8 protein-coding genes are annotated in these 11,073 nt (G+C 41.1%); 5 read left to right on the forward strand and 3 right to left on the reverse strand.

Annotation, left to right across the window (positions count from 1 at the left end; translation table 11 throughout):
* Both FJR08_RS13760 and FJR08_RS13765 read left to right on the forward strand, forming a co-directional pair.
* Complete coding sequence (locus tag FJR08_RS13760; protein WP_168633546.1) at positions 1 to 294, forward strand: type II toxin-antitoxin system HigB family toxin; 294 nt, start codon at positions 1 to 3, stop codon at positions 292 to 294.
* Between the two features lie 14 nt (positions 295 to 308).
* Positions 309 to 608 carry a type II toxin-antitoxin system HigA family antitoxin gene (locus FJR08_RS13765; protein WP_168466309.1) on the forward strand — a complete coding sequence of 100 codons (300 nt, stop codon included), beginning with the start codon at positions 309 to 311 and terminating at the stop codon, positions 606 to 608.
* A gap of 183 nt (positions 609 to 791) precedes the next feature.
* Here the strand turns inward: FJR08_RS13765 and FJR08_RS13770 are convergent, their stop codons facing one another.
* The gene (locus tag FJR08_RS13770; protein ID WP_254435756.1) at positions 792 to 4,985 is read right to left on the reverse strand and encodes a glycerophosphodiester phosphodiesterase family protein; all 4,194 of its coding nucleotides are present in this window, start codon (positions 4,983 to 4,985) and stop codon (positions 792 to 794) included.
* 369 nt (positions 4,986 to 5,354) lie between these two features.
* Positions 5,355 to 6,872 carry a DNA repair protein RadA gene (gene radA / locus FJR08_RS13775; protein ID WP_148765485.1) on the reverse strand — a complete coding sequence of 506 codons (1,518 nt, stop codon included), beginning with the start codon at positions 6,870 to 6,872 and terminating at the stop codon, positions 5,355 to 5,357.
* A 172-nt stretch (positions 6,873 to 7,044) separates the two neighbouring features.
* On the opposite strand from radA, the gene rpaB reads away from it, so the two are divergent.
* The 3 genes from rpaB to FJR08_RS13790 all read left to right on the forward strand — a co-directional run bounded on the left by rpaB (position 7,045) and on the right by FJR08_RS13790 (position 9,257).
* Positions 7,045 to 7,773 (forward strand): response regulator transcription factor RpaB, encoded by a 729-nt coding sequence (gene rpaB, locus FJR08_RS13780; protein WP_015079764.1) that lies wholly within the window; start codon positions 7,045 to 7,047, stop codon positions 7,771 to 7,773.
* Positions 7,774 to 7,961: 188 nt separating this feature from the next.
* Complete coding sequence (locus tag FJR08_RS13785; RefSeq protein ID WP_168633542.1) at positions 7,962 to 8,609, forward strand: cofactor assembly of complex C subunit B; 648 nt, start codon at positions 7,962 to 7,964, stop codon at positions 8,607 to 8,609.
* Between the two features lie 129 nt (positions 8,610 to 8,738).
* Positions 8,739 to 9,257 (forward strand): DUF456 domain-containing protein, encoded by a 519-nt coding sequence (locus tag FJR08_RS13790; RefSeq protein WP_015079766.1) that lies wholly within the window; start codon positions 8,739 to 8,741, stop codon positions 9,255 to 9,257.
* A 16-nt stretch (positions 9,258 to 9,273) separates the two neighbouring features.
* Here FJR08_RS13790 and crtO read toward each other — a convergent pair whose 3' ends face one another.
* The gene (gene crtO, locus FJR08_RS13795; protein ID WP_015079767.1) at positions 9,274 to 10,962 is read right to left on the reverse strand and encodes a beta-carotene ketolase CrtO; all 1,689 of its coding nucleotides are present in this window, start codon (positions 10,960 to 10,962) and stop codon (positions 9,274 to 9,276) included.
* Positions 10,963 to 11,073: the final 111 nt, after the last annotated feature.

The following is an 11,073-nucleotide window of genomic DNA, read 5'->3' on the forward strand; positions in this document are numbered from 1 at the left end:
ATGAGAATTATTGCTCGGAGTACCCTAAGAGAATATTGGCAAAAATATCCTGATACAGAACAGCCTTTAAAAGCATGGTTTGATGATGCTACCCGTGCAAATTGGCAAAGTCCATCAGATATTAAAGAAGTTTATGCTAATGCCAGTATTATTGCTAATAATCGAGTAGTCTTTAATATTAAAGGTAATAATTATCGTTTAATTGTCCACATTCGTTATGAGATTGGGATTATTTTTATTCGTTTTATTGATACCCATCAAGAATATGACAAGATAGATGCTACAATCATTTAGGGAGGTTTAATATTATGAACTTAAAACCAATTAGAACAGAAGCAGATTATCAACAAGCCTTAAAAGAAATTGAACAAATTTTCGAGGCTGAACCTAATACACCAGAATATGAAAAATTAGATATTTTAACGACTTTAGTAGAAGTTTATGAACAACAAAATTATCCTATTGAACCTCCATCGCCCATTGCAGCAATTTTATATTATTTAGAAAGTCGTAATCAAGGAATTTCTACTTTTATTGAAAATTTAAAACATCATGGAGTTAGTGAAGAAATAATTAATACTGCTTTAAATGAAATGACTCACGGATGATGGGAGAGCGATAGGGATGTGGGAAAATGAGATTTATGTTACAGCAATTCTCGCTCTAACCAAATACAATGGAGGGCGCAAGCCCTGCGCCCCTACGGTTTTTGCGATGAAAAACTGTACCTCATAATACTAAAAATTAGGGGTTTAACGCATTGCGCTAAACCCCTACGGGAGAATTAGATTCTAAGCAAAGACAAACTGTTTAGAATCTGTCAAACTCAAACTACTGGCTTGAATCCCAGTCAGAGTAGCTAAGGTTTGATTGTTGAAGACAATCGCGGTATCTGCACCAACTTGATTTAACTTCAATGTTGATGTGGTAATACCTAAGCTAACAGCACCTTGAATACCGATAACATCCGTACCCAGTTGGAAGTCAAGCACGGTATTAGCCGAAGAGGGTAATTCAGCATTGACAATCCAGAATTGGTCAGCGCCAGCACCACCGGAAATTAAGTTACCACCACCAAGACTAACTCTGAAGATATCTTTACCATCACCACCCAAAGCCCGGTCATTGCTACCCAAGTAGAAGGTATCATCACCCACACCACCAGATATGCGGTTGCCACCTTGACCATCTCTCGCATCAAAGGTGTCATTACCATCACTACCGAAAGCGCGATCGCCCTTATTCACAAAGATCGTATCATCACCGCTACCCGAATCAACGATATTGTTACCAGCAAAGGGAGAACTTGCACCCAAGACAGTATCAACAGTGTCATCACCTGCGCCAGTGAAGATGGTGTCATTGATGCCATCAGTGCCACCACTGACAAACAAATCATCTTTACCAGTTGTCCCCGCCACATATTGGGTAGCTTCTGCTATAGACGCAGATAGACCTAGACGGGGATCAAGGGCAAGAGGTTTGTCTAGTTCCAAGACCACCATCTCATTGTTGTCAATTCCTGGAGGACGACCAATGGAGAAGGGATAGTTGTTATCGTTTGCCACCAAAATGGTTTTGCTATCAATTACCAACACATCTTCAATGGTTTGGAAAGGCATATCATAGGTAGTTTTGCCATCACCATTGAGATCCTTAGCATCTTGGATATTTAGGAGGTCTGCGACTTCCTCTTTGGAAACAAAGCCATTAGCATCAATCTTGCTGAAATCAACTTTGAATATCTTCTTGAAAGCGGCTGTAGTACCTTGGTTATTATCGCGTTCAATAATTAGGAACTCGTTGTTATTGATGGGAGTGAAATCACCGATCGCATTGCTGGTACTGGCTAATTGATAACGTCCTACCAATCCTTGGTAGCTTTCACTGGCTACATCGAATTTATAAATCCGTACAGAACCAGCAGGATCGCCTATAACAGTCCCTTCCAGGAGAGGATAAAGAGTTTGACGGTCAGGACTAAATGCCATGCCTTCAAAGCCTTGGGAGCGGTTGATGTTTGCCGTTACGAGGTCGCCGTAGTAGGGCTGATTGGGAGCAAAGTATTCCGGTGAATTATTGAAGTAAGGGGTATTTAAATTCGCGTTGGGATTGGCATAGCCTGTACCAGCTAGGTAATCATTAACTAGAACTTGTCGCCCTGTTTTGGGGAAGTCGGTAAAAAAGCCGTCTACACCCAAATCAATGAACTTCCGGAACTCTGCACCGGGGTCGTTTTTGTAAGTATCGGGAAGGAAGAACTCGTCATTTCTTAAAGTGTAGAGATGGACGATTAAACCAGCTTTGTGGGCATCTTGAATCAGGGTTGTGGGTGTGCCTAAAATGCGATCGCCATCACTGATTTGTCCATCACCATTGAGATCATCAGGCTGTCCATCCTTATTGGCATCCACTGTCAACTGAGGAATAATCCGCTGTTTATTAGGACCAATTCCTTTAGCGTAGGTAGCAATTTCGGCTAAACCTGCGGGGGTGGACAAATTGGTATAGGTGCGGGTATCACCAGCAACTACAAAGTCATAAGGTTGACCTGAACCACCAAACAATTGCACCAGAGGAATATCAATCCCTGCGGTGGGCATGATGGTGTTTTTCAGCGCCTTGAGGTTGGCAACTTCAAAGGATTGAATGAAGATCCGAGATGGGTCGGTAAAGTTCTCAGCTTTGAGGGTGTCTGCTAAGATTTGGCTAGTATTGATACCTTGCTGTTGAAAGAAAGTAGGATGTTTGGTTTCGGGATAAATACCGATTTTGCGACCTGTTTCTAGTTCGACTTGTTTCACCAAATCAATGACTTCTTTCAGGGTTGGTACTTTCAATCCATCTTGATCGAAAGTAGTACCACGCAAAGCAGGAATCCGTTCAATCGCATTCAGTTCCTTAACTTCTGCCAGGGTAAAGTCTTCAGCAAACCAACCGACGACATTGCGACCATCTAAATTTTTGATTTTCAGGCGATCGGCAAACTTATCCCGTAAGTAAACATCCGTACTCGTATCGGTACTATTGATAACTGGCTTACCATTGGTATCTCGTTGAATTGTGCCATCAGTATTGAGAACGCCGACTGCTAACATGGGTTCGTGACGGGCAATTAAGACACCATCTTTTGTTACCACTAAATCGGGTTCAACGAAATCTGCACCTTGAGCGATCGCTAATTTGTAGGCTTCTATTGTATGTTCTGGACGTTCACCACTTGCACCCCGGTGGCCGATGACGATGGGGGCTTTGCCTGTGAGTGTATCAAATTTAGGGGTAGAGAGAACAGTGGGATTTTGGGGCGATCGGACTTGATTCGCCGTAATTTGATCCCGAACTAAGTCTCCTGTCCCTGGGAAGTCAGTAAAGTAACCATCTACACCCAAACTAATGAACTGACGGTACTCCAACTCAGGATTGTTATTGTAATCTGATGCTAGAGAACGGCTTTCATTGCGGAAGGTGTAAGGATGGACAACCAAACCCTCTTTGTGGGCATCACTAACTAAGCTGGTGGGTGCTAGGGTAACTTTATCCGCATCGTTAATCACACCATCGTTATTCAGATCGTCAGGTTTACCATCATTATTGTTATCAACTGTTTTCACCGAAACAATCTGCCGTTTCCAGGGTCCAATACCATCAGCGTAGGCAGCAATTTCTTTCAAACCAGTAGGAGTTAATAAATCTCCATAGGTGCGGGTGTCTCCCTTAACAGTGAAATCATAAGGACGAGCGTTAACATCTTGATACAACAATGTTCCATCATTAGCGACATCGTAGGCATCAAGCAATTGCACTAAGGGAAGATTCACACCAGCAGCCGGCATGATAGTATTGTTTAAATCCTTGAGATTGTTGACTTCAAAGGACTGAATGAAAATCCGTTTGGGATCAGTAAATCCTTTGACTTTGAGGGTGTCAATCAGTTTTTCTTCCAGAGACAAACCCAAATTGTCGTGATAGGTGGGGTGTTTGGTTTCAGGATAAATACCGATTTTCTTACCAGTTTGTATCTCAACCTCTTTCACCAAATCAATAATTTCGCCCAGGGTAGGAACTTGGAGAAGACCGTTGTATACCTGATCTCGGAAACCTTGAGGCATTACAGCCCGCAGAGTTTTAATTTCTGCCAAGGTAAAGTCGGAAGCAAAGAAGCCTTCTTCAGTGACACCATCTACCAACACCGTCTTTTTCCGACTAGCAAATTCGGAACGACTAGCTACATCGGTGGTGTTAATCAGATTTGGTTCATGACGGGCAATTAAGACCCCATCTTTAGTGGATACCAAATCTGGTTCAATGAAGTCTGCACCGCGTAAAATCGCCAAGCGGTAGGCTTCTATGGTATGTTCTGGCAGTTCACCACTAGCGCCACGATGTCCGATCACAATTGGTGCTTGACCGTTGAGGGTATTTAGTTTAACGGGGTTAGGAGTAGGGAAGGGGGCATCTAATAAAACACCATTGCTATTGAAATGTAGTAGGTAAGTTCCAAATTCATCACCGACCCAAATATCGCCTTTAGCATCAATCACAAAGGACTCTACATCAAAGTCAGCCCCGGTCAGTTCCCGTTTGGCTGTGTTTTTATTGACAATATCAAAGGGGATTAATTTATTGGGGTCAGAGAGTTGAATGAAGTTTTGAACCGCTACAGAACCATTAGCGTTTTCTGTACCCGCAAAATTGGGGTCAACTTGGTAAAGTCGCAGGAGGAAATCAGCACTGTTATTTTTTGCCCCAAAACCGTTATCTGCTAAGAACCAAAAGACAGAACCAGCACCATTGGGGGCAAATTGGACACCACTAAAACCTTGCACAGGTTGACCAGGAAAGGGGGTAGTGCGTCCATTGGTAGGATTAGTTACGGCTGCACCCGCAGCAGGTCCAGCAGCGAAGGTATCAGCAGGTAAAGAAGCAAAACCTTTGAGTGTCACCATAGGAGAAGTAATATTTAAAGTATTTTGAGAGAAAGACAATTTGCTTATGAGAAATTGCAGGTAATGGCATCAACAATATCAGTCGAAAGTTAAGATATTATTGTCTATAGTTTAGATTTATTTAAGTGCTGATTAAGCTTATACTTAAGTAACAAAATCCCTAAGTTAATATTACTGATTTGGTAGGGGGAAACTATGAAAGCTTTAGAAGCTGTTTGTAGGAGAGATTGGTCGAAGTAGTTGAAAGATGAAAGATATCCCTATGATTTAACATCACAACAGAAAAAAAAATATTTTAATCAGACTTTTTTACAAAAATGTGAAAAATAAAAACCCCCCTCTACAAGTGAACAGAGGTAGGGGTATCGCACAGTTTTTTTATGTTAATCTACTGATTGTGCGGTTTAGTTATTCATTCTCATCCGGGTCTAAATCTTCTTCTGTCAATTCTTGATGAGGAACAGCCGCAATAATTGCATCTATGACTTTACCTACTGGTAGTATCTCAATCCCAATCTCAGGGAATTTTGTCCCTTTAGGAACTATGGCTCTTTTAAATCCTAGTTTCGCGGCTTCTTTTAAGCGTAGTTCCATTTGGGAAACCGACCGCACTTGTCCCCCTAACCCTACTTCCCCAATTAAGACTGTACCAGGATCAACGATTCGATCGCGGAAACTGGCAACTATCGCTACTGCAATTCCTAAGTCTACCGCTGGTTCTTCTACATTTAATCCCCCCGCAGAAGCAACGTAGGAATCTAATTTGGACATAGGTATCCCTACACGCTTTTCTAAGACGGCGAGAATCTGCACTAAGCGATTATAATCTATGCCTGTACCCGCCCGACGAGGAGATGGGTAACTGGTAGGACTGACTAAAGCCTGTAATTCCACAACTATTGGTCTTGTTCCTTCACAAGCCACCACAATAGCCGTACCCGGAGCCGGATCATCACGGTTGCCCAAAAACAGTTCGGAAGGATTATCAACTTCCTTTAATCCTTGGGATACCATTTCAAATATACCAATTTCGTGGGTTGCTCCGAAACGGTTTTTTACAGTTCTTAATAATCTGTGGGAGGCAAAGCGATCGCCTTCAAAATATAAGACGGTATCTACTAAATGTTCTAATACTTTGGGACCGGCGATCGCTCCTTCTTTGGTAACATGACCCACAATTAACATCGTAATATCTTCATGTTTTGCCACCTTCATCAAAGCTGCGGTACATTCCCTGACTTGAGCAACTGAACCCGGTGCTGATGTCAAAGCAGGAAAAAACACTGTTTGGATACTATCTATTACCGCTACATTTGGTTTTAGAGAATCTATCTCCCTCAGAATTTCTTCTAAATCCGTTTCTGGCAAAACATACAAATTTGCACCTATACTGTCAGGATCTATCGGTTTTTCCGGATCTTTGTTTTCAGGATCTTCCGTGACTAGCGTAGGTGGTTTTGACATTCCCAAACGAGAAGCACGCAATTTTACCTGTTGTCCAGATTCTTCTCCAGTCACATAGAGAATTCGGTATTTTTGCGCCAATTGGTTAGAAACTTGCAGTAGTAAAGTTGATTTACCGATACCAGGGTCGCCACCAATTAGCACCATCGAACCGGGAACAATTCCACCACCTAAAACTCGATCTAATTCCCCATAACCGGACTCCCAACGAGCAATTTGGCGATCGCTAATTTGGTCAAAAGTCAGAGAAGATCTGGCTTTAGCTGGTTTATTATGAGACTTACTATGACCTCCAGCTTGCCAATTTCCCACTCCAGACCGGCTAGGTATATCCCCGATAAAAGAACTAATATTTTGCTCAACTAAAGAATCGTAAGTGTCACAATTTGAACATTTTCCGAACCATTGAGAGAATTCCGCTGCACAACTACTACAGATATAAATGGTTTTTGGCTTTGCCATGCTTAAATTTTAGTTAATAATCTTAATTTTTCCTTAAATTTTGGAAAAAACGAACATCTAATAATAGTAATAGTTGGAAGCTCTTTCCAAATCAATTGAGAGCAATGATATCTTAATATTATGATATTTAAAATTAATCATCAAAAATTTTAGTTAAGGAGCATGACAAAACTTGGAAAGTCATAAAGAAAAAATCCTGGTAGTAGACGACGAAGCCAGCATTCGGCGGATTTTGGAAACACGCCTTTCCATGATTGGCTACGATGTAGTGACAGCAGGAGATGGTGAGGAAGCTTTAGAAATATTTCGCAAAGCTGAACCAGACCTAGTAGTTTTAGACGTAATGATGCCAAAACTAGATGGTTATGGCGTTTGTCAAGAATTACGCAAAGAATCCGATGTCCCCATTATTATGCTCACCGCTTTGGGAGATGTGGCAGATCGCATCACCGGCTTAGAATTGGGTGCGGATGATTATGTCGTTAAACCCTTTTCACCCAAAGAACTAGAAGCACGGATTCGTTCAGTCTTGCGACGGGTGGACAAAACAGGTGCAAATGGTATTCCTAGTTCTGGGGTGATTCATGTCAGCACCATCAAAATTGATACAAATAAGCGTCAAGTTTATAAAGGTGATGAGCGCATTCGCTTAACCGGTATGGAATTTAGCTTATTAGAATTGTTAGTCAGTCGTTCTGGTGAAGCTTTTTCCCGCTCAGAAATTTTGCAGGAAGTATGGGGATATACTCCTGAACGCCATGTAGATACTCGCGTTGTGGATGTACATATCTCTCGTTTACGGGCAAAATTAGAGGATGATCCCAGCAACCCTGAACTAATTCTCACCGCTAGAGGTACTGGTTATCTGTTCCAACGCATATTAGAACCAGGGGAAGAGTAAAGTATCGGTGATTGGTAATTGGTGATTGGTAATTGGTGATTGGTAATTGGGGAATATTATAGTTCTTCTTCTTCTTCTTCTTCTTCTTCTTCTTCTTCTTCCTCCTCCTGACTCCTGACTCCTGACTCGGTGACTCCTGACTCGGTGACTCCTGACTCCTCACTCCTGACTCCTCACTCCTATTCCTAATGACCAAATCAGATCCTAATCGAGTTTTACGGCGTTTACCCTTAGTTGTTGGGGGTTTAGGTGCTGTGCTTTTGTTAATGAATCGGTTGTTAACACCGGAACTGACAAATTCCCAAGCACGAGGAGATGTGCTGGGGGTAATTTTGAGTGCGGTATTGATTTTAACTGGTTTAATTTGGCAACAGGTACAGCCGCGCACACCGGAGACAGTAGAATTAATTGGGGAAGAGGGATTTTTCTTAGCTCCAGAATTACCAGAAGCCGCGAAAATAGAATTAGCCTGGGCAACGCGGTTATTATTAACTAATACAGTGACGCGATCGCTCATAGTTTATTATCAAGGTAAAGTTTTATTACGTCGCGGTATTCTGGCTGCTAAATCGGAAGTAGTACCAGGAATAATTTTAAAAAAAGTATTAGAAACACAAAAGCCAATTTATTTAGTGGCTTTGTATGTCTATCCTGGTAAAATCGAATTTGACTATTTACCAGAAAACACACAAGGTGTAATTTGTCAACCAATTGGTCAAGAAGGGGTTTTAATTTTAGCAGCAAATGCTCCCCGCAGTTACACTAAACAAGATGAAAACTGGATTGCGGGAATTGCTGATAAATTAGCTGTTACTCTTGGTCATTCTCGTTCCTAGACTCTGGCTAGGAATGCTAACTTTGAGGCTCTGCCTCCCGTTACTAGCGGCAGAGCCGCGTGATGAACATTCCCAGTCGGAGACTGGGAACGAGATTAACGAGATTCTAAAAGTTATAAATTATGAATTATGCAAATTATTTATTTACTCTTAGTGGCTGTAATGTTCGTAGGGATTATTGGTGCTGTAGTTCCAGCTATCCCTGGAAGCAGCTTAATTTTAATATCTATTATTATTTGGGGAATTGTCAGTAATTCCTTTGCAGCTATCAAAATTCCCCTGATTGTGACAATCATTGTTTTACTTCTGAGTACAGGAGTTGATTTCCTGGCTGGTTATATCGGAGCAAAACAAGCCGGTGCGAGTAAGTGGGGACAAATTGGCGCATTTGTGGGTTTATTACTGGGGTTTTTTGGATTATTACCAGCTTTACCTTTTGGTGGTCCATTATTAGGGATTTTATTTGGACCACTGTTAGGAGCAATTGTTGGTGAGTTTCTTTATCAACGTCAATTATGGCCTGCGGTAAAAGCTGGTATAGGAATCACTGTCGGTACAGTGGTGGGGAATTTGATTCAAGGTGTCTTAGCTATCAGCGCGGTTGTAGTATTTTTGTTGACAACTTGGCCGCAGGTATATGGTAGTTAACCTGAATAAGAACCGTCTATCCAAATACCGAATTAACTGTAGACTTAATTGAATTTCGAGCATCCTTTAAAGCCTGACTAAAAGGTTGCTTATTCTGCAAAAATACCCTCGCACAATTGCGTCCTGGCATACCGGAAATTGAGCCACCTGGATGTGTTCCTGCACCTGTTAAAAAGAGATTATCAATGGGGGTTTTATAATTAGCTAATTCGGGTAAAGGTCGGAAAAAGATCATTTGATCCATTGTCATATCAATATGATAATAATTCCCTTTGTATGCCCCTAATCTTTCTCCTAATTCTGCCGGACTTTCTACTCTTCTAGCGATAGTTGCTTTCTTCACATTGGGGGCGTAAGTTGCTAATTTGTCAATTACTCTATCTGCAACTTTGTTTTTCAATTCATCAGTCCAACCTGTCCCTTTTAAACCTGTACCTTTTGCATTAGCAATTTGATAAGGAGCAAAAAATTCAATCCATAAAGTATGTTTACCAGGTGGTGCTAAACTAGGGTCAAGGGCGCTAGGCATGACGAGATACATGGAGGGGTCAGAATCGGGAATTTCGCCAATTGTACATTTATTATGAGCCTGTTCTACATGATTCATGGAATCAGCAATGAGAATTGAACCAATGAGATATTCATCTTTATGATCATGATGAGAAAAATGCAAAGGTTCATCTAATGCTAAATCTATTTTCAGAATGGTTTCATTGTTATTGATAATCCGTCGTTCTAACCTTTCCCACAAATCAGGATCAACGGCATCAATATCACTTTTTTCTGTCATTTGTAAGAATAATCTTTGAGCATCAATATTAGAAATTACTCCCTGTTTTGCTCGATATTCTTTACCACCTGCTACCCTAACTCCTACCGCTTTACCATCATCAATTAAAATCTTTTCTACGTGCTGGTCTGTGAGAATTACCCCACCTTTACTCTTAACTAATTTCACCAAAGCTTGCACCAATGCACCTGTACCGCCGCGAGGTCTAGCCATTCCAGGATTATGACGCATAGCCATCATCATCACCCCAATTGCCAGATTTTTTTGAGAAGGTGGCGCACCTAATTCTGATGCTAATCTAGATAGGGGAGCTTTGAGAAATTCTTCATCAAACCATTCATTAAGAATATCTTCGGCGCTGTTTAACATTGTTCGCACAAAATCAAAACTTTTGGCGGGAGAACCAACTACAGAAAATAAATCTTTAACTTGTTGCAGATTGTAGTTACCGAAAATATCTATAATTGATTTGGGTGGGGCATTAAACATGGGAATCATGGCGTTAATTGCCCGTTGCCAATAATTTGTAAACTCGGCATATTTTTTAGCATCTCTTTCATTATAACGAGCGATTTCTGCACAGGTCTTTTCTAAGGATTTATGAGCTAAAAAATATTTACCGTCGGGGTGAGGACAAAAGACAACTGGGTCACAATCTAGATATTCTAAGCCATATTTTGTCAGTTCTAATTCTTCTACTACTGGACCCAAATGAATAAATTCATGGTCAATGGCACACAAGTTAAATTTAAAACCTGGTGCTTTGTCTGGGATACATTCTTCTGTTGTGGCTGCACCACCGGGAACAGGACGTTTTTCTAGTAGAAGGACGCTATAACCTGCTTTGAGTAAATAAGCCGCACAAACTAAACCGTTGTGTCCAGCACCGATGATGATAACGTCGTATTCTTGCATATCTCTGATGACATAGAAACCTGGCTTTTTTATATTATTAATATTTACGGCAAATTGCAAGTAAATTAGGTAAAATTTTAGTGGAGATTAGTTACAATAATATAGCAATCC

The sequence above is a fragment of the Dolichospermum sp. UHCC 0260 genome (assembly GCF_009711985.1).
GTDB classification, from domain to species: Bacteria; Cyanobacteriota; Cyanobacteriia; order Cyanobacteriales; family Nostocaceae; genus Dolichospermum; species Dolichospermum lemmermannii.

Excerpts from the sequence above, each read along its gene's own strand:
- FJR08_RS13760 (WP_168633546.1), top strand. The coding sequence starts at position 1 with ATGAGAATTATTGCTCGGAGTACCCTAAGAGAATATTGGCAAAAATAT.
- FJR08_RS13765 (WP_168466309.1), top strand. The coding sequence starts at position 309 with ATGAACTTAAAACCAATTAGAACAGAAGCAGATTATCAACAAGCCTTA.
- radA (WP_148765485.1), bottom strand. The coding sequence starts at position 6,872 with ATGGCAAAGCCAAAAACCATTTATATCTGTAGTAGTTGTGCAGCGGAA.
- FJR08_RS13785 (WP_168633542.1), top strand. The coding sequence starts at position 7,962 with ATGACCAAATCAGATCCTAATCGAGTTTTACGGCGTTTACCCTTAGTT.
- FJR08_RS13790 (WP_015079766.1), top strand. The coding sequence starts at position 8,739 with ATGCAAATTATTTATTTACTCTTAGTGGCTGTAATGTTCGTAGGGATT.
- crtO (WP_015079767.1), bottom strand. The coding sequence starts at position 10,962 with ATGCAAGAATACGACGTTATCATCATCGGTGCTGGACACAACGGTTTA.